The sequence below is a fragment of the Nocardioides sp. FY1077 genome, from assembly GCF_058681775.1.
Genome location: NZ_JBZWDB010000002.1, coordinates 270,026 through 288,690, shown reverse-complemented (window position 1 = coordinate 288,690; position 18,665 = coordinate 270,026). Strand labels below are relative to the sequence as shown.

Sequence of the window (18,665 nt, the reverse complement as noted above, 5' to 3'; positions counted from 1 at the left end):
GTCAGGGGTTGTTCAGGACGGGCAGGGCCTTGCCCAGCGTCGGGGACTGCAGCGTCGCCTCGAGCAGGTGCTTGCCGAGCAGGCTCTCGTCGGGCAGCTCCACGGGGTACTCGCCGGTGAAGCAGGCCTGGCACAGGGTGTCCTGCGGCTGCCGGGTCGACTCGACCATCCCCTCCAGCGAGATGTAGCCGAGGGTGTCGGCGCCCACGCTGGCGGCGATCTCGGCGGGCGAGAGGCCGTTGGCGATGAGCTCGGCGCGGGTGGCGAAGTCGATGCCGTAGAAGCACGGCCACTTCACCGGCGGTGAGGAGATCCGCACGTGCACCTCGAGGGCGCCGGCCTCGCGCAGCATCCGCACCTGCGCGCGCTGGGTGTTGCCGCGCACGATCGAGTCGTCGACCACCACGATGCGCTTGCCGCGGATCATGTGCTCGAGCGCGTTCAGCTTCAGGCGGATGCCGAGCTGGCGCAGGGTCTGGCTGGGCTGGATGAAGGTGCGCCCGACGTAGGCGTTCTTCACGAACCCCTGGCCGAACGGGATGCCGCTCTCCTCGGCGTACCCGGCGGCGGCCGGGGTGCCCGACTCCGGCACCGGGATCACCAGGTCGGCCTCGACCGGGAACTCGCGGGCCAGCTGGCGGCCCATCTCGACGCGCGACTCGTGCACGCTGCGCCCCGCGATGGTGGCGTCGGGGCGGGCGAGGTAGACGTACTCGAAGACGCAGCCCTTGCGGGCGGTCTCGGCGAAGCGGTGGGAGCGCAGCCCGTTGTGGTCGATGACGATCATCTCGCCGGGCTCGACCTCGCGCACCACCGAGGCGCCGATGGTGGCCAGCGCGGCGTCCTCGGAGGCCACCACCCAGCCGCGGTCGAGGCGGCCCAGCACCAGCGGGCGGATGCCCTGGGGGTCGCGGGCGGCGTAGAGGGTGTCCTCGTTCATCCACACCAGGCAGAACGCCCCGCGCAGCTGCGGCAGCACCTCGAGGGCCCGCTGCTCCAGCGAGGTGTCGGGGTGGTGGGCCAGCAGCGCGGTGACCAGGCCGGTGTCGTTGGTGGAGGTCTCCACGGGCCGGGTGTGCAGGTCGAGCTCGTCGTCGGGGCCCGGCAGGGCGTCGACCAGCGCGCGCAGCTCGTGGGAGTTGATCAGGTTGCCGTTGTGGCCCAGGGCGATCGAGCCGTCGACGGTCGGGCGGAACGTCGGCTGGGCGTTCTGCCAGGTGCTGGCGCCGGTGGTGGAGTAGCGCGAGTGGCCGATGGCGAGGTGGCCCTTGAGGGAGTCGAGGGTGGTCTCGTCGAAGACCTGCGAGACCAGGCCCATGTCCTTGTACACCAGGATCTGGCGGCCGTTGGAGACCGCGATGCCTGCCGACTCCTGGCCGCGGTGCTGCAGGGCGTAGAGACCGAAGTAGGTCAGCTTGGCGACGTCCTCCCCGGGGGCCCACACGCCGAACACGCCACAGGCGTCCTGGGGGCCCTGGTCCTGCGGGTCGAGAGCGGTGGTGAGACGGCCGTCCCCACCCTTGCGCGCGCTGCTGATGTAGGGCACGACCCCCAGTCTAGGGCCACCGGGGGGCAGCAGCGGTCCGCGCGGGGCCGCACCCGGCCCCACGCCCCGCCCGCTTGTGCAGAACGGCGGTCAGGACGCACACCCGGGGCCTACTCTCGACAGAACGGGAGGACCTGCCGCTCCGGGCGTCCCCCGCCGCCGAGGAAGGGGACGCCATGGCCCTGCGCAGCCGCCGTGCCTCCGTGCCCTCCCCTGCCCGCGCGGCCCGCGCCGAGCGCGGCGGCGGCGGCACCCCCGGGCGCCGCGACCCCACCGGCAGCCCCACCGGCAGCCCCACCAGCGGGCCCGCCAACGCTGCGACGGGCGGCTCGGCGAACGGCCCCGGCGGCACGTCGGCCGGTCACGCCGGAGGTACGGGCGGCCCCGGCACCACCCGCAGCGCCACCGGCGCCGACGGCGGGCCGGCGCGGCCCGCGCTGCCCCCGCCCCCCGTGGTCAGCGAGAGCCTGCAGGTGATCGCCGACGGCGTGACCCGCATCGGCGGCTTCGGCGTCGCCGCGGTGTCACTGGTGCGCGACGCCGACTTCCTGGAGGTCGTGGCGGTCGCCGGCGACGCCAAGGCCTCCGCGATCCTTCTCGGCACCCGCACCGCCCTGGCCGACCTCGGCGCCGAGCTCGCGGTCGCCGAGACCTGGGGCTCCCTGCGCTTCGTGCCGCACACCCGCCTGGCCGAGCTGGGCGTCGACTTCGGCGTCGGCGGGTGGGTGCCCGACATCGTGCCGCTCGACGTGCCCGACGCCTGGCACCCCCTCGACCTGCTGTGCGCCCCGCTCCACGGCACCGACGGGCGCATCATCGGGCTGATGTCGATCGACGTGCCGCTCGACGGACGCCGTCCGGGGCCCGAGCGGCTGCGCGTGCTCGAGGAGTACGTGCGCCAGGCCGCCCACGCCGCCACCCTCACCCTCGAGCGCGAGGAGCTCGCGGAGCAGGTGCGCCTGGCCACGACCGCGCGCGAGGTGGTGCGGCGCACCAGCACCCACGTGGGGCTCGACCAGATCCTCGCCGAGACCGGCACCGCCCTGGCGGAGGGCTTCGGGGCCGTCGGCATGTGGATCCAGGTGTTCGGCTCCGCCGGCACCGGTGCCGGCGCGCTGATGGCCAACGACGGCAGCGACGTCGTGCTGCCCCCGCGGCTGGTGCGCGTCGCCGAGCTGGCCGCCCGGGAGTTCTGGACCCGTCAGCACGTCGAGGTCGTCGACGTCACCCGCACCGGCCACGCCGAGCTCACGGCCGCCGACCACCAGGCCGTGGTGGCGTTCCTCGAGACCATCGGGGTGGGCTCGATCCTCTTCGTGCCGATCGGTGCCGGCCCCGAGTGCCTCGGCAACCTGGTGCTCACCCGCAGCGTCGCCTGCCCGGAGTGGAGCGACGCCCAGGTCGGCGCGGCCCTCGACATCGGCCACGACCTGGGCCGGGTGGTGCTCAACACCCGCGGCTTCGAGCGCGAGCACGAGCTGGTGCGCGAGCTGCAGGCCCTGGACGCCTACAAGAGCCGCCTGATCGCCACGGTCTCGCACGAGCTGAAGAGCCCGCTGACCTCGGTGATGGGCCACCTCGAGCTGCTCGGGGTCCTCGACGAGCTCCCCCAGCGCACCCGGGCCTCGCTGGAGGCGATGGGCCGCGGCACGACCCGACTCGCGCGCATCGTCGACGACCTGCTGCTGCTCTCCCGCGTCGGCGACCCCCACCGCGAGGTGGACGCCCGGCCGGTCGACCTGCGGCAGGTGGCCCAGGACGTCCTCGACCTGGTGCGGGTCGACGCGCAGCGCCGCGGCGTGCACCTCGACGACCTCGCTGCGCCGCCCGAGCGGCTGGTGGTCGCCGGTGACCCCGAGGACCTCGACCGCGCCCTCACCAACCTGGTGAGCAACGCCGTCAAGTACACCCCCCGCGGTGGGCAGGTGTGCCTCACGCTGCGCCGCGGACTCACCGACTCCGGGGCGGCCCAGGTCGTCGCCGAGGTCACCGACGAGGGCATCGGCATCTCGGCGGGCGACCAGGAGCGGCTCTTCGAGGAGTTCTTCCGCTCCACCAACCCCGCCGCGCTGTCGCAGCCCGGCACCGGGCTGGGCCTGGCGATCGTCGCGCGCATCGCCGCGGCCCACCACGGCCGCATCGAGGTGCACTCCGCGCCGGGTCGCGGCAGCACGTTCCGGTTGTCGCTGCCCGCACCCTGACCCGGGTGCGTGCTCACATGTCGCGGGCGCCCTGCAGGATGGCCTCACGGATGCGGGTGTAGGTGCCGCAGCGGCAGATGTTGCGGATGGTGTCGAGGTCGCGCTCGCTGATCGCGCGGCCCTCGCGACGCACCTTGCGCACCAGCGCCACCGCGGCCATGATCTGGCCGGGCTGGCAGTAGCCGCACTGGGCGACGTCGCGGTCGATCCACGCCTGCTGCATCGGGTGCAGCCGACCGCCGTCGGCCAGGCCCTCGATGGTGGTGACGCGGTCCTTGGGTCGCAGGTCGCCGACGCGCACCGCGCACGGGTTGAACGCCCGGCCGTTCACGTGCGAGGTGCACGCCTTGCACACGTTGATGCCGCAGCCGTACTTGGGGCCGGTGACCCCGAGCAGGTCACGCAGCACCCACAGCACGCGCACGTCGTCGTTCACGTTCACCGTGACCGGCTTGCCGTTGAGGATGAAGGTCTGCTTCGCCATGTCGGGCTCCTGGTCAGTAGGTGAGCTTGAGCCCGTTGGTGGGCGAGGGGGGCACGGGCGGCACGAACGACTTCGGCTTGAAGGCGATCGGCTCGTCGTGGTTGATCGGGAAGCGCGTCGGCAGCTGGCCGGTGGCGCGGGCGTACGCGCAGGCCACCGCGGCGGCGGTGGAGCCCACCGCGGCCTCGCCGACCCCGCCGGGGGTGCGCGAGTCGGACTCCATGACGTGCACCTCGACCTCCGGCGGCACGTTCCACTGCCGGGTGTAGAAGTAGTTGTCCCAGCTGGCCTCGAGGAACCGGCCGTTCTTCAGGTGGCACGAGCTGGTGAGGGTCATCGCGATGCCGTCCATCACCCCGCCCTGCATCTGCGCCTCGACCCCGCGGGGGTTGATCACCAGGCCGCAGTCGACGGCGACGACCACCTTGGTCACCCGCGGGCCGGTGTAGGTCTCGGGTCCCAGGTCGCGCTGCACGGTGGCCGGGCGGGTGTCGATCTCGACCAGCACGGCGGTGGCGCCCTTGTACTCCTTGTGGATCGCCACGCCCTGCGCGACGCCCTTCGGCAGCGGCCGGCCCCACTGGCCCTCGCGGCGCACCTTCTGCAGCACGGCCTTGACCCGGTCGTTCTTGAGGAACTCCAGGCGGAAGTCCATCGGGTCCTTGCCGGCCTTCTTCGCCAGCTGGTCGATGGTGAGCTCGGCGGCCACGGCGACGTCGGGTGAGTAGATGTTGCGCATCGACCCGGTGCGAAAGCGGTCGTCGGTCTCGTTGAGCAGCTGGGTGACCACCCCGAAGTCGTAGGGCAGCTCCTGGGTCAGGGTGAAGATCGACTGGGAGAACGTCAGCCCGCCCAGCGCGCGGCCGACCTCGGTGGGCAGCTCGTCGGCGGTGGAGGTGAGGATCTCGCCGAGGCCGTGGCTGAAGTCGGTGACGACGCTGGTGTGGCGCTGCTCGAAGCTGAGCACCTGCCCGGCGAGCATCGTGGCGCGCACCCGTGACGTGCACATCGGGTGCAGGCGTCCCTGGCGCGGCTCGTCGGCGCGGTGCCACATCAGCTTGACCGGCACGCCCATGGCCCGGCTGGTCTCCGCGGCCTCGATGGCGTGGTCGCCGAAGAGCTTGTGGCCGAACGACCCGCCGCCGGTGATCACGTTGACCTTCACCGACGGGATCGGCAGGCCCAGCATCAGCGCGATGTTCTCCTGGGCCAGGATCGGCACCTTGAGGCCGGCCCAGATCTCGGCGCCGTCGTCGCGGACGTCGGCGATCGCGCAGTAGGGCTCCAGCGCGGCGCTGCTGCGGAACATGAACTCGAACTCGGTGTCGACCTGCTCCGCGAGCACCGGCACGTCGGGCACCACCAGCGGCAGCTCGGCGCGCCTGAGGCCCGCGAGCACGGTCTCGTCGTTCTCCCCGCTGGCCGTGCCGGGGTTCCACTCCACCTCCATCGCGCGGATCGCGTCGATGCACTGGCCGAACGTCTTGGCGCGCACGGCGATGCCGGTGCTCACCTGCACGACGTGGGTGACGCCGGGCATCGCCCTGACCGCCGAGGCGTTGCGCAGCCCGTCCTGCACGGGGGTGCCGCCGTGCTCGGGGGCGCGGCAGACCATGGTCGGCAGTGCGCCGGGCACGTCGAGGTCGGTGGTGAAGTCCTTCTTGCCCGTCACGGCCGCGCGGGCGTCGAGGCGGTTCTTCGGCGTGCCGATGAGGCGGAACTCCTCCTCGGGGCGCAGCACGACCTCCACGGCCTTCACCACCTGGCTGGCGGCGTCGAGGCTCAGCTCGCCGTACGTCGCGCTGTTGCCGGCGGTGTCGCTGATGACGCCACCGGTGGTGGTGAGGCGGTCGGCGGTGGTGCCGAACAGGAGGGCCGCGGCCTCCAGGAGCTGCTGGCGGGCGATCGCGCCGGCCACCCGGATCGGGGTGTAGGTCGAGAACGTGGTGTTGGAGCCGCCGGTGAGCTGGTTGAACACCAGCTCGGGGCGGGCCGGGGCGAGCGTGACCTTGACCTTGCTCATCGGCAGGTCGAGCTCCTCGGCGAGGATCATCGTCGTGGAGGTGACCACCCCCTGGCCGACCTCGGCACGGGGCAGCGCGAAGCTGGCGGTGCCGTCGGTGTTGATGGTCACCGTGATCAGCTGCGACGTCGGCAGCGCGGAGTCGGTCTGCAGGTCCTCGAGGTCGTACAGCTCGGGCAGCTGCGGTCCCGAGGGCACCGCGCCGGCGGCGCGCGAGCGGGTGGAGGCGAGGTCGGCGGCCACGACGAGCGTGGTGCCGGCCATCACGTAGCCGATGAAGCGGCGGCGGCCCAGGGCGGCCGGGGCGGCGGCGCCGGCGTCGCCCTGCTGGGCGTGGAGCTCGGTCATGCGGTCCTCCCACAGGTCCGGGAGCTCCCCCATGAAGCCGCCCGAGACCGCAAGAGTGACAGGCGGCACTGTCAGTCACCAGTGGCTGCCTGCCCACCATGTGACGCACGGCACTGTGCACGGTGCACACCCGGCGCACCGGCTTCCCGCAGCGGGGGCGAGGTCAGCCGCGACCGGTGCGCAGCGCCCGCAGCGCCAGGTCGAGCTCGATCGGCGGCGGGCCGGTGAGCACCTCCACACCGGTCAGGTCGGCCACGCGCCGCATCCGGTTGAGCACGGTGTTGCGGTGGCAGTGCACCTGCTGCGCCGTGGTCGTGGGCGACCCGCCGCTGGCCACCCACGCCTCGAGGGTGTCGAGCAGCGGAGCGAGCTCGGCGCGCGGGAGCGCGAGCAACGGGCCCAGCCACACCGCCACCAGCCGGGCGGCGACCTCCGGCGAGCTCATCAGCAGCGCCTCGGGGAGCCGGGCGTCGAAGGTGGCCACGGTGCCGTCGCCGTCCACCGTGCGCAGGGCCAGGGAGGCCTGGCGGAACCCGGCGGCCACCCCGGCGAGGCCGGCGACCACCACCGAGACTCCCAGGCCGACGGTGCCGGCGGCCACCCGTTCGAGGCGGGCCAGCGCCTCGGCCGGCGAGTCCTCCCGCAGCGCGACCAGGCCCACCACCCCGCCGGTGCGACGCACCCAGGCCGAGGCGTGGGGTGCGAGCAGGCCCTCGGCGCGCGCGGGGTCGACGCCGTCGCCGAGCACGACGAGGAAGTCGCCGGAGACCGGCAGGTCGAGGATGCGGGCGGCCTCGAAGGCGAACGACGGCTCCTGGGCGCGCCCGCTCAGCAGGCCCTCCCACAGCTCGGCGCGCTGCTGCTCGTCGGCGCGCACCACCGCCCGCTCGTGGGCGTGGTACGCCGCTGCCACCTGCGCCGAGGTCTCGTCGACGACCTCCCAGAGCCGGCTGCCCACCTCGCGCAGCTCTCCGCCGGCCAGCGCCGGCCCCGCCGGCGCCGGCCCCGCCTGAGCGGGGTCGGCCTCGTCGAGGGGGGCCCGGTCGAGGTGGGCCTGGTCGGGGTCGGCCTGGTCGGGGTCGGCTTGGGCGAGCAGGTCGTCCCAGATCATCCGCCCGCCCATGCGGTAGGACCGCAGCACGTCGTCGAGCGGCAGGCCCTGCTCGGCGCGCCGTCGTCCGGTCTCCCGGGCGGCGTCGTAGGCCGGGTCGTGGGCGGAGTCGCCGCCGCGCCCGACCACGAGGAGCTCCAGCACCCGCTCGATGTTGTCGTGGCAGGAGCGCCACAGGTCGTCGTGCGGCACGACGCGGCGCGCCTGGTAGCCCGGGTTGCTGCCCTCGATGATCGCCACCAGCCGCTCGGTCAGCGGCTCCAGCCGTGCGGCGCGGTGGGCCCGCAGCAGGGCCAGCGTGTCGTCGTGCACACCGGGCACGCTAGGCCGGGGCGGGCTGGCTCCCGGCTGGTCGCTCAGGCGGAGCCCAGACGGGCGAGCAGGAACGTCTCGGCCAGCACGACCCGCTCGAACTCCGCGAGGTGCAGGCCCTCGTTGGCGCCGTGGGCGCGGGTGTCGGGGTCCTCGACGCCGGTGACCAGCACGCTGGCCTCCGGGAACGCCTCGAGGAACTCCGCGATGAACGGGATCGACCCGCCCACGCCCATGTCGATGGGCTCGGTGCCGTCCCAGGCCTCGGCGAAGGCCGCGCGGGCGGCGTCGTAGGCCGGGCCGGTGGCGTCGATGCGGGTGGCCTCGCCGGTGTCGACGACGGTGAGGGTGAGCTCGGCGCCCCACGGGGTGTGCGCCTCGAGGTGGGCGCGCAGGCAGGCCAGCGCGTTCTCGGTGGTGTCGCCGGGGGCGACGCGCAGGCTGATCTTGGCGCGCGCGGCCGGCACGAGGGTGTTGCTGGCGCCGTCGACCTTGGGGGCGTCGAGGCCGGTGATGCTGAGCGAGGGCTTGGTCCAGAGCCGCTCGACGGCCGAGCCGGTGCCGATCCACTCGATGCCGGGCACGGCGCCCGACTCCGCGCGCAGGCGCTCCTCGGGGTAGGTCACGTCGGCCGCGGGGGTCGAGCGCAGGCCCGCGATCGCGACGTCCCCGGCGTCGTCGTGGAGGCTCGCGACGACCCGGCTCAGCGTGATCAGCGCGTCGGGCACCAGCCCGCCCCACATGCCGGAGTGCACCGCGTGGGTCAGCGTGCGCACCTCGACGTCGGCGCGCACCAGCCCGCGCAGGCTGGTGGTCAGCGCTGGCACCCCGATGTCCCAGTTGCCGGAGTCGGCGATCACGATCACGTCGGCGCGCAGGCGCTCCTTGTGCTCGGCGAGCAGCGCGGGCAGCGTGTCGGAGCCGACCTCCTCCTCACCCTCGATGAACATCGTGACGCTCACCGGCAGGTCGTCGCCGAAGACGCGCAGCGCGCCGAGGTGGGCGGCGATGCCGGCCTTGTCGTCGGCCGCGCCGCGGGCGAAGAGCCGGCCGTCGCGCTCGGTGGGCTCGAAGGGCGGGGAGTCCCAGTCGGCGTGGTCGTTCTCGGGCTGCACGTCGTGGTGGGCGTAGAGCAGCACCGTCGGCGCGCCCTCGGGGCCGGCCTTGTGGGCGATCACCGCGGGGGCGCCGCCCTCGGCGCTGACGACGTCGACGCTGTCGAACCGCTCGGCGCGGAACAGCTCGGCCACGGCCTCGGCGCTGCGCGCCACCTCGCCGGCGCGGGCGGGGTCGGCGCTCACCGACTCGATGCGCACCAGGTCCTCGAGGTCGCGCCGGATCGCGGGCAGCAGCTCCTCGACGCGGGCACGGAGGGCGGCGGAGTCGGTCAGCAGGTCGGGCTGGGTCATGCCGGTCAACCTACTGCCGGCCACCGCCGCGCCCGCCCCGCGCCCTCAGGTGAGGGGCAGGTACGGCGCCAGGTCGGCGCGCTGCCCGCTCGCGCTCACCCGCCCGGCGGCCTCGGCGTCGGCCCAGGTCAGCTCGCCGGCGGCCAGGGCCACCCAGGTGAGGGCGTCGGTCTCCACGACCGCCGGCGGGGTGCCGCGGGTGTGGCGCACCCCGGGGATGACCTGCACCGCGGCGTACGGCGGCACGCGCACCTCGACCGAGTGGCCCGGCGCCCGCTGCTCCAGCACGGCCAGGTAGTGCTTGACCAGCATCTTCAGGTCGGCGCGGTCGGGACGCTCGTCCCCGCCCGCCCTGGCGGCCGTGGCCACCTCGGCCAGGCGCCCGAGGGCGGCGGCGACCTCGTCGGGGTCGGCGCGACGCAGGCGGGTGGGCATCAGCGCTCCCCGGTGCGCCGGGACGCGGGCGGGCGGCGGGGAGGGCGGTCGGGCACGACGTCGACCCTACCGACGCCGGTGTGCCGCCGCCGCGGGCTCGTGGCCCCGCGCGACGCCGCCGGCGTGTAGACAGTGCCCATGGACCCGAAGACCTCCGGCCGCGCCGCCCGCTCCCTCGAGACCCTGCACGCGCTGTGCTACTTCGCCCCCGAGGTGGAGGCCGAGATCACCGCGCTCGGCGTGCGCCGCGGGCGCGGCGCCTACTTCGCCGGGCGGGCGGCCCCGATGGGGCGGGTGTCGGCCGGCACGGTGGCGGCGACCTTCTACGTGTTCAACCCCTCGCTGGTGGCGCGGTTCGTGCCGGAGTGCTGGGAGGCCGCCTCGCCCGACGACGTCACCGCGGCGCGCTACCGCGGGGTCGACGCCGCCTACCGGCGCCTGCTCGGCGAGGACGTGCTGGCCTCCGCGGAGGTGGCCGAGGCCGCCGAGCTGGCCCGCACCGCCGCCGCAGGCTGCACCGTGGCGGGCCGCCCGCTGCACGCCGGCCACGCCGACCTCCCCTGGCCCACCGAGCCCCACCTCGTGCTGTTCCACGCGCTGACGCTGGTGCGCGAGCACCGCGGCGACGGTCACGTCGCCGCCCTGCTCGGCGCCGGCCTGACCGGCATCGAGTCGCTGGTCACCCACACCGCCACCGGCCGCGGCTTCACCGTGCCGGCCGCGATGGCGACCCGCGGCTGGTCGGAGGAGGAGTGGGCCGGCACCGCCGGCTCGCTGGCCACGCGCGGGCTGATGACCCCCGACGGTGCGCTCACCGACGACGGCGCCGCCCTGCGCTCGGCCGTCGAGGCCGCCACCAACGAGATGGGCGCCGCCCCCTGGGACCACCTCGGTGAGGACGGCACCCTGCGCCTGGCCGAGCTCGGCCGTCCGCTGGTGCGCCGGGCACTCGAGAACGGCGTGTTCCCCGACGGCGTCTTCGCCTGACGGCGGTGGCGCGGACGGTTTCCCCGGCCGGCCGGGGAAACCGGAACTGGGCGGCTGAAATTTCAGCCACCCAGAGGCAGTTTCCGCCTCCCAGTTGCCCCGCCCCGGTTGACTCGACCCCGTGCCCGAGGGAGACAGCGTCCACAAGCTCGCGCGGCGGCTCGACCGCTCGCTGCTCGGGCACGCGCTGGCGCGCAGCGACCTGCGGGTGCCGCGGCTGGCCACGCGTGACCTCGCCGGGCGCACGGTGGTCGAGCACGCCACCCACGGCAAGCACCTGCTCACCCGGCTCTCGGGCCGACCGGGCGGCGACGACACCCCGGTGACCCTGCACTCCCACCTGCTGATGGACGGCGAGTGGAGCGTGACCCGACCCGGCAAGCGGCTGCCGACCCGGCTGATGCCGGAGGTGCGCGTCGTCCTGGAGACCACGGGCGGGGCCACCGCCTGGGGGCTGCGGCTGCACCAGCTCGACCTGGTGGCCACCGCCGACGAGCACCGCCTGGTGGGCCGGCTCGGGCCCGACCCGCTGCGCGACGACTGGGACGCCGACGAGGCGGTGCGCCGGCTGCGCGCCGACCCCGCGACCCCGCTGGTCTCCGCCCTGCTCGACCAGACCCGCATGGCCGGCCTGGGCAACCTGTGGGTCAACGAGCTCGCGTTCCTCACCGGCACCAGCCCCTGGACACCGGTCGGCGACGTCGACCTCGACCGGTTGGTGTCCCGCGCCGCCACCGCGCTGCGCCACTCCGCGCTCGTCCCGGGCGCCTACCAGGTCACCACCGGCACCAGCCGCCGCGGCGAGGACCACTGGGTCACCGGCCGCGCCCGCCGGCCCTGCCTGCGCTGCGGCACCACCGTGCTCGTCGTGCCCGAGCTGCCCGACGACCCGGCCAACCGGCGGACCTGGTGGTGCCCCCACTGCCAGCCGGGCCGCGGCCCCGACGCCCGCGTGGTCACCCCCCGCGGCGGCCGCGCCTGACGCGGCCCGCTGTCCGCCGGCAGCGCCGGTCAGCGCAGGTCGACGACGGTGCCGGGGGGTCCCGACACCAGCAGGTCGACCACCCGCAGGGCGGCCGCGCCCGCCCCGCCGGTTGGCCCCAGGGTGTCGGGCAGCCGCAGCCCGCAGACCCGCGCGGGCGTCGCGGCCCGGGCCACGAGCCGGTCGAGCTCCGGCCAGCCGCGGGGCCCTCAGGGCCGTCGGGGGCGCTCGGGTCGTGGCCAGGGCCGCCGAGCAGCACCACCCCGGGCAGCGCCTCGGCGCCCCGCGGCGTCGGCGCGCCGGAGGCGCCGTCGAGCACCAGCTCGGCCAGCGACGTGGAGCCGGTGACGAGCAGGTCGACACCCCCGAGGTCGCGCGCCCGGCCGGCCACGAGCCGCGCCTCGAGCGGGTCGGCGACGTCGGCGTGCAGCGGCCACGCGCCCACGCGGCTGCGACGTACGGCCGCGGCGGTGAGCCCGGCCGCGGTCGCGTCGGCGTCCACGACCAGCACGCCGGCGCCGAGGCGGCCCAGCCGCAGGCAGGTCTCGTGGCCGACGCCGCGACCGGCGCCGGTGACCACCGCCAGCTTCCACCGCACGTGCACGCCGGCGACCCTACGCACCCCTCACGCGCCGGGCCGGTCAGGCGATGCCGTCGAGGATCTCCAGCGTGGTGGCCCAGGCGGCGGAGTCGGGGTCGATGACGACGAAGTGGTCGCCGTCGACCCGCACCAGCTCGGCGGCGGCGCCGGCCGCGGTGGCCGCGTCGACGTACGCCTGCGACTGGCTCGGCGGCACGATCGTGTCGTCGCTGCCGTGCACGCACCACACCGGCACGTCGAGCGGCACCTGCGCGAGGGGGTCGACGTCGGCGGTCGCGGCGGTGGGCTCGCCGCCGAGGAGGGCCTGCGTGGCGCCGTCCCCGAGGTTCTGCTGCGCAGCGGCGACGAGGTCGACGACCCCGGCCTGGGAGATGACGTGGGTGACCTCCACCCCGCCGGCCCACCGCGGCGTGCGGCCGCGGGAGGCCGCCCAGGTGGCGAGGTGGCCGCCGGCGGAGTGGCCGAGGGTGACCACGGTGGACAGGTCGAGGCCGGTACGGCGCAGCGCGTCGATGCCGGCGGCGACGTCGTCGAGGGTCTCCGGCACCCCGCCCCCGCCGTCGGCGCCGCTGCCGACGCGGCGGTACTCCAGGTTCCAGGCCGCCCAGCCGGCCGCGGCGAGGCTCTCGGCCAGCGGCTGGCCGAGGTCGAGGCCGTAGCCGGTGCGCCAGAAGCCGCCGTGGACCACCACGACGACGCCGCGCGGGTCACCGTCGGGGAGGTAGAGGTCGCCGAACTGGCTCGGCCCCTCGCCGTACGTCATCCGGCCCTGCGCGGGTGCGCTCGCTTCGGGGTCCACGGGTGCGAGTCCCTCCTGGTCCTCGGCGCACGACGACAGGAGGAGCCCGAGCGCGCCGAGCGCGGGCAGGGACAGCACGGTACGACGGAGCACGTCAGTAGTTCGGAGCCGGGCGCCGGGTGGGCGGGCCGTCAGTCCCAGCCACCACCGCGGCCGCGGCCGCGCTTGACGTCGCTGCGCCGCTTCTTCGCCGAGAGCCGCCGCTCCTTCGACCCCCGGGTCGGGCGGGTGGCGCGCCGCGGCGGGGGCGGCGGGGCGGCCGCACGGCGCAGCAGGTCGGCGAGGCGCTCGCGCGCGGCGCGCCGGTTGGCCAGCTGGGTGCGGTGCTCGCTGGCGGCGACGGTGAGCACCCCGTCGACCAGGCGCCCCGCCAGGGCGGCCAGCACGCGGTCGCGGGTCGCCGGCGGCAGCGACGACGCAGCGACGTCGTACGACAGCTCCACGCGGCTGTCGGCGGTGTTGACCCCCTGGCCGCCGGGCCCCGACGACCGGGAGAAGCGCTCGGCCAGCTCCGCGCCCGGCACCACCAGGGCACGGGTCACGGGCAGGTCGTCGGGCACTCCCCCATCATCCCCCGCGACGCGGGACGTCGAGACCCGTGACCGGGCTCAGGCCGTCGCGACGGCCACGACGTCCGCGGCGGGGCCCGCCATCGCGGCGGGCAGGGTGGCGGTCCACGCGCTGCGCAGCTCGAGCAGCGCGGCGTCGAACAGCGGCCCCGAGGCGCCGGCCACGACGAGCGTGTCGCCGCCGGTGGTGCCGAGGTCGGTGACCGGCACGCCGTGGCGCGCGGCCAGCTCGGTGAGCCGGTCGACGTCGCCCTCGGCCACGGTGACCAGCACGCGGGCCGTCGACTCGCCGAAGAGCGCGACGAACGGGTCGCCGGGCAGGGTCACGGTCGCCCCGACCATGTGTCGCAGCGACGCTTCGACCAGGGCCTGGGCCAGGCCGCCGTCGGAGAGGTCGTGGGCGGAGGTCAGCACGCCGACGCCGGCGCGCAGCAGCTCGGCCAGCGACTTCTCCGCGGCCAGGTCGACCGTGGGCGGGAGCCCGCCGAGGTGGCCGTGCACGACGTGGGCCCACTCCGAGCCCGAGAGCTCCTCGCGGGTCTCGCCCAGCAGCAGCACCCGCTCGCCCGCCGCCTCGAACGCCGACGGCGTGCGGGTGGCGACGTCGTCGATCACGCCGAGCACCGCAACGACCGGGGTCGGCAGGATCGCGGTCTCGCCGGTCTGGTTGTAGAGGCTGACGTTGCCGCCGGTGACCGGGATGCCGAGCTCGAGGCAGCCGTCCTTGAGCCCGCGGCACGCCTCGGCGAACTGCCACATCACGTCGGGGTCCTCCGGCGAGCCGAAGTTCAGGCAGTCGGAGATCGCCAGCGGCGTCGCGCCGCCGGTGGCGACGTTGCGGTAGGACTCGGCCAGGGCCAGCCGGGCGCCGGCGTACGGGTCGAGCTTGGCGAAGCGGCCGTTGCAGTCGGTGGAGACCGCGACGCCGAGGCCGGTCTCCTCGTCGACGCGCACCATGCCGGAGTCCGACGGCTGCGCCAGCACGGTGTTGCCGCGCACGTAGCGGTCGTACTGGTCGGTGACCCACGACTTGTCGCAGAGGTTGGGGCTGGCGACCATCCGCAGCAGCGTCTCGTGCAGCTCCTCGGGGGTGCTGGGGCGGGGCAACGCCTCGGCGGCGTCGGCCTGCAGCGCGTCCTGCCACGAGGGGCGGGCGTACGGGCGGTGGTACGTCGGCCCGTCGTGCGCCACCGAGCGCGGCGGCACGTCGACGACCCGCTCGCCGTGCCAGTCGACGTGCAGGCGGCCGGTGTCGGTGACCTCGCCGACCACCACGGCCTCGACGTCCCACTTGGCGCAGATCGCCATGAAGCCGGCGACGTCGTCGGGCTCGACGACCGCCATCATCCGCTCCTGGCTCTCGCTCATGAGGATCTCCTCGGGCGAGAGCGTGGAGTCGCGCAGCGGCACGCGGTCGAGCTCGACGTGCATGCCGCCGTCGCCGGCCGAGGCCAGCTCGGAGGTCGCGCACGACAGCCCCGCCCCGCCGAGGTCCTGGATGCCGGCGACCAGGCCGGCAGCGAAGATCTCGAGGGTGCACTCGATGAGCAGCTTCTCCATGAAGGGGTCGCCGACCTGCACGCTGGGCCGCTTGGCCGGTCCGCTGTGGCCGTCCTCGTGGGCGTCGAAGGTCTCCGAGGCGAGCACGGAGACCCCGCCGATGCCGTCGCCGCCGGTGCGGGCGCCGTAGAGCACCACCTGGTTGCCGACGCCGCTGGCCTTGGCGAGGTGGAGGTCCTCGTGGCGCAGCACGCCGATCGACAGCGCGTTGACCAGCGGGTTGCCGAGGTAGGTCTCGTCGAAGACCACCTCGCCGCCGATGTTGGGCAGGCCGAGGCAGTTGCCGTAGCCGCCGACGCCGGCCACGATGCCCGGCAGCACGCGCTGGGTGTCGGGGGCGTCGAGCGGGCCGAAGCGCAGCGGGTCCATCACCGCGACCGGCCGGGCGCCCATGGCGAGGATGTCGCGGACGATGCCACCGACGCCGGTGGCCGCGCCCTGGTAGGGCTCGACGTACGACGGGTGGTTGTGCGACTCGACCTTGAAGGTGACGGCGTAGCCCTGGCCGATGTCGATGACGCCGGCGTTCTCGCCGATGCCGGCGAGCATCCGGCCGGCCGGCGTCTCCTGGGGGATCTCGGAGAACTGCTTGAGGTGCACCTTGGAGGACTTGTAGGAGCAGTGCTCGCTCCACATCACGCTGTACATCGCCAGCTCGCTGGCCGTGGGGCGGCGCCCGAGGATCTCGCGGATCCGGGCGTACTCGTCGGCCTTGAGCCCGAGGTCTGACCACGGTTGCTCGCGGGTGGGGTCGGCGGTGGCGACGGTGACGGTGTCGAGAGTGCTGCTGCGGGTCCCTGGCACGGCGGACAATCTACCGGCGCCCGCCCGCCGTGCCCGCCAGCAGGCTCCGACCGAGACCGGGGACGCCGCAGGCCACCGCCGCGAACCGGCCGGCAGGTCGCTGGCCTGCGGAAACGCCGCGGCGAACTACACGTCTGTAGTTCAGTCGAACGGCTGTTACCCCTGTGACTGGTGTGGTTATGGTGACGCCGAACCGCGCCGTCGGGTCCCCCGAACGAGCTGTCCTTCCCCCCGGCTTCTGGAGCACGTGATGACCCCCTCGGCCCCCCGTCCCCTCGTCCGGCTCCGTCGGCTCGCCCTCGGCGGCACCCTGTCCGGGGTGCTCGCCGTCGCCGCGCTCACGGGCCTCGCCCCCACCTCCGGCCCCACCGCCGCCGGCGCACCGCAGGTCGACCTGAGCGCCGCGTCGGCGTCCTCGACGGCCTCGGCTGCAGACCGCGAGGGCAGCGTGGTCACCCCCGGCAGCTTCACCGGCTACGGCTTCGACCAGTGCCTGGCGCCCACGCAGCGCACCATGAACACGTGGTGGCGCACCTCGCCGTTCTCGGCGGTCGGCATCTACATCTCCGGCGACTCGCGCGCCTGCCGCAGCCAGCCCAACCTCACCCCGTCGTGGATCAGCAACCAGGTCGACAAGGGCTGGCGCCTGCTGCCGATCACGCTCGGCCCGCAGGCCTCCTGCCAGCCGCGCTTCCCCCGCTACGCCGACGACAAGACGATCGACCCCGACCCGGGACCCCGCGGCCTGTACGGCGCCGCGCTGGCCATGGGCCGCGCCGAGGCCAGCAGCACCGTCGTCGACGCGCAGGCGCTCGGCATCGGCGAGGGCAGCACCCTCTGGTACGACCTCGAGGGCTTCAACGCCGCCGACACCCGCTGTCGCGAGTCGGCGCTGAGCTTCCTGTCGGGCTGGACCCAGCGCATCCACGCCCTCGGCTACGTCTCCGGGGTCTACTCCTCGGCCGGCTCGGGGATCCAGGAGCTCGACAAGGCCCGGATCAACCGCCCCGCCCGCTTCACGCTGCCCGACCGCATCTGGGTGGCCCGCTGGGACGGCGTCGCCAACACCTCCACCGACTACATCAGCGAGCAGGGCTGGCGCCCCGGCGGCCGGGTGAAGCAGTACCGCGGCGGCCACGACGAGGTGTGGGGCGGCGTGCGCATCAACATCGACAGCAACTGGCTCGACCTCGGCAAGGGCTCCACCGCGAAGCCGGAGACCATCTGCGAGGGCGTGCGGGTCAACTGGCCCGACTACGTGCCGCTGCAGCCGCCGGTCACCCGCAACGGCCGCACCACCTCCTCGCCCGAGGGCCAGGTCAAGGCGCTGCAGTGCCTGCTCAAGGACGAGGGCGCGTACGACGGTGTCCTCAGCGGCGTCTACAACGCCAAGCTGGAGGCCGCCGTGCGTGGCTGGCAGAACCGCAACGACCTCACCGTCACCGGTCGCTGGTACCGCGACACCTGGATGTCGCTGCACGCCGCCGGCCCGCACGCCACCCTCAAGCGCGGCTCCACCGGCGCCGGCGTCCGCCGCCTCCAGCGCGCGCTCAACGCCGCCTCCCCCACCGCACGGGTCGTGGTGACCGGCGTCTTCAACGCCGCCACCGAGAAGGCCGTGAAGGACTGGCAGTCGCGCACCGGCCAGCAGTCCAGCGGCGTGGTCAACCCGGCCGGCTGGGCGAAGGTCGCCTCCGGCGCCCGCACCTGACCGACCTCGGACGCCGGCGGCTGGGGCTCGACACACCTCGTCGCTGGCGTGGTCCCTGAGGAGCGAGCGCAGCCAGCGTCTCGAAGGGCTCCGCGCCCTGCTCGATCACCGAGGATGCGCCCTGTTCGTTGGTCGAGTAGGGCGCGCAGCGCCCGTATCGAGACCCAGCCCTCGTTGGTCGCGGAGGTCTCGATACACCTCGTCGCTGGCGCTCCTCGGCACTCGACCACCGAGGATGCGCCCTGTTCGTTGGTCGAGTGGGGCGCGCAGCGCCCGTATCGAGACCCCCGGGCGACTGGGTGTCCGCCCGGTCGTCAAAGCTCGTCGGCGTACCGCGCCACCGCCGGTCCGTACTCGCCGAGGTGCGGTGCGAGCGCGGCCAGGGCGACCGACAGCGCCTGCGCCGCCTCACCCGCCGAGTGCAGGGCCAGCGCCAGGAAGGCGTCGACCCAGTCCGTGGCCTCCGGCGGCGCCTCCGCCCGGGCCGTCCGCAGCACCCGCACGGCGGCCTCCGCGTCCCCGACGTTGCGCAAGGACGAACCCAGCTGGACGAGGCACCGGAGCCGCTCGGGCTCACCCAGCCCCCGTTCGAGCGCCTCGCGGTAGAGCGGGACGGCGTCAGCCTCGCGCCCGAGAAAGTCCCGCGCCCCCGCCCGTTCGAACGCGGCGCGCGCCCGGTCGACGTCCCGGGCAGTGAGGACGTGGTCCACGGCGAGGAGCAGCTCCGGCGTCTCGCCGTTCTCCGCGTAGGCCCGGGCGATCTCTTCGTCCACACCTGTCATG

General features: G+C 74.8%; 15 protein-coding genes. 4 read left to right on the top strand and 11 right to left on the bottom strand.

From position 1 onward, the window contains the following. Position 1 precedes the first annotated feature (1 nt). On the bottom strand, positions 2-1,546 hold the full coding sequence (gene purF, locus AC4OR8_RS06275; RefSeq protein ID WP_492164678.1) for an amidophosphoribosyltransferase: 1,545 nt from the start codon (positions 1,544-1,546) through the stop codon (positions 2-4). A gap of 176 nt (positions 1,547-1,722) precedes the next feature. Here purF and AC4OR8_RS06270 point away from each other — a divergent pair, with 176 nt between their 5' ends. Then, positions 1,723-3,747: a sensor histidine kinase gene (locus tag AC4OR8_RS06270; protein WP_492164677.1), complete on the top strand. Its 2,025-nt coding sequence runs from the start codon at positions 1,723-1,725 to the stop codon at positions 3,745-3,747. Positions 3,748-3,760: 13 nt separating this feature from the next. On the opposite strand, the gene AC4OR8_RS06265 is transcribed toward AC4OR8_RS06270, so the two are convergent. From AC4OR8_RS06265 to AC4OR8_RS06245, 5 genes are all read right to left on the bottom strand, one after another. Then, the gene (locus AC4OR8_RS06265) at positions 3,761-4,231 is read right to left on the bottom strand and encodes a (2Fe-2S)-binding protein (protein ID WP_492164676.1); all 471 of its coding nucleotides are present in this window, start codon (positions 4,229-4,231) and stop codon (positions 3,761-3,763) included. A 13-nt stretch (positions 4,232-4,244) separates the two neighbouring features. Next, complete coding sequence (locus AC4OR8_RS06260) at positions 4,245-6,602, bottom strand: molybdopterin cofactor-binding domain-containing protein (RefSeq protein ID WP_492164675.1); 2,358 nt, start codon at positions 6,600-6,602, stop codon at positions 4,245-4,247. Positions 6,603-6,765: 163 nt separating this feature from the next. Then, positions 6,766-8,025, bottom strand: coding sequence for a PucR family transcriptional regulator (locus tag AC4OR8_RS06255; RefSeq protein WP_492164674.1), 1,260 nt, complete (start codon positions 8,023-8,025; stop codon positions 6,766-6,768). A 44-nt stretch (positions 8,026-8,069) separates the two neighbouring features. Beyond that, positions 8,070-9,434, bottom strand: a complete 1,365-nt coding sequence (locus tag AC4OR8_RS06250) for a dipeptidase (protein ID WP_492164673.1) — start codon at positions 9,432-9,434, stop codon at positions 8,070-8,072. A 45-nt stretch (positions 9,435-9,479) separates the two neighbouring features. Next, entirely contained in the window at positions 9,480-9,869 is a 390-nt protein-coding gene (locus tag AC4OR8_RS06245) for a sterol carrier family protein (RefSeq protein WP_492164672.1), read from the bottom strand. Between the two features lie 138 nt (positions 9,870-10,007). Here AC4OR8_RS06245 and AC4OR8_RS06240 point away from each other — a divergent pair, with 138 nt between their 5' ends. Both AC4OR8_RS06240 and AC4OR8_RS06235 read left to right on the top strand, forming a co-directional pair. Further along, positions 10,008-10,856 carry an SCO6745 family protein gene (locus AC4OR8_RS06240; RefSeq protein ID WP_492164671.1) on the top strand — a complete coding sequence of 283 codons (849 nt, stop codon included), beginning with the start codon at positions 10,008-10,010 and terminating at the stop codon, positions 10,854-10,856. A gap of 121 nt (positions 10,857-10,977) precedes the next feature. Beyond that, on the top strand, positions 10,978-11,838 hold the full coding sequence (locus AC4OR8_RS06235) for a DNA-formamidopyrimidine glycosylase family protein (protein ID WP_492164670.1): 861 nt from the start codon (positions 10,978-10,980) through the stop codon (positions 11,836-11,838). Here AC4OR8_RS06235 and AC4OR8_RS06230 read toward each other — a convergent pair. Genes AC4OR8_RS06230 through purL form a run of 4 tightly spaced genes read right to left on the bottom strand, consistent with a single transcriptional unit; the run spans position 11,813 to position 16,171 of the window. Further along, on the bottom strand, positions 11,813-12,442 hold the full coding sequence (locus AC4OR8_RS06230; RefSeq protein WP_492164669.1) for an SDR family NAD(P)-dependent oxidoreductase: 630 nt from the start codon (positions 12,440-12,442) through the stop codon (positions 11,813-11,815). The two genes, AC4OR8_RS06235 and AC4OR8_RS06230, sit on opposite strands and share 26 nt — an antisense overlap. 37 nt (positions 12,443-12,479) lie before the next feature. Next, a complete protein-coding gene (locus AC4OR8_RS06225; protein WP_492164668.1) occupies positions 12,480-13,316 on the bottom strand; it encodes an alpha/beta hydrolase family protein in 837 nt (278 codons plus the stop codon). A gap of 53 nt (positions 13,317-13,369) precedes the next feature. Beyond that, positions 13,370-13,798, bottom strand: a complete 429-nt coding sequence (gene arfB / locus AC4OR8_RS06220) for an alternative ribosome rescue aminoacyl-tRNA hydrolase ArfB (protein ID WP_492164667.1) — start codon at positions 13,796-13,798, stop codon at positions 13,370-13,372. Positions 13,799-13,846: 48 nt separating this feature from the next. Next, positions 13,847-16,171 (bottom strand): phosphoribosylformylglycinamidine synthase subunit PurL, encoded by a 2,325-nt coding sequence (gene purL / locus AC4OR8_RS06215; protein ID WP_492164666.1) that lies wholly within the window; start codon positions 16,169-16,171, stop codon positions 13,847-13,849. 250 nt (positions 16,172-16,421) lie between these two features. Here purL and AC4OR8_RS06210 point away from each other — a divergent pair, with 250 nt between their 5' ends. After that, positions 16,422-17,882, top strand: a complete 1,461-nt coding sequence (locus AC4OR8_RS06210) for a glycoside hydrolase domain-containing protein (RefSeq protein ID WP_492164665.1) — start codon at positions 16,422-16,424, stop codon at positions 17,880-17,882. Positions 17,883-18,196: 314 nt separating this feature from the next. Here AC4OR8_RS06210 and AC4OR8_RS06205 read toward each other — a convergent pair whose 3' ends face one another. Further along, the gene (locus AC4OR8_RS06205) at positions 18,197-18,664 is read right to left on the bottom strand and encodes a tetratricopeptide repeat protein (protein ID WP_492164664.1); all 468 of its coding nucleotides are present in this window, start codon (positions 18,662-18,664) and stop codon (positions 18,197-18,199) included. Between the last annotated feature and the right edge of the window lies 1 nt (position 18,665).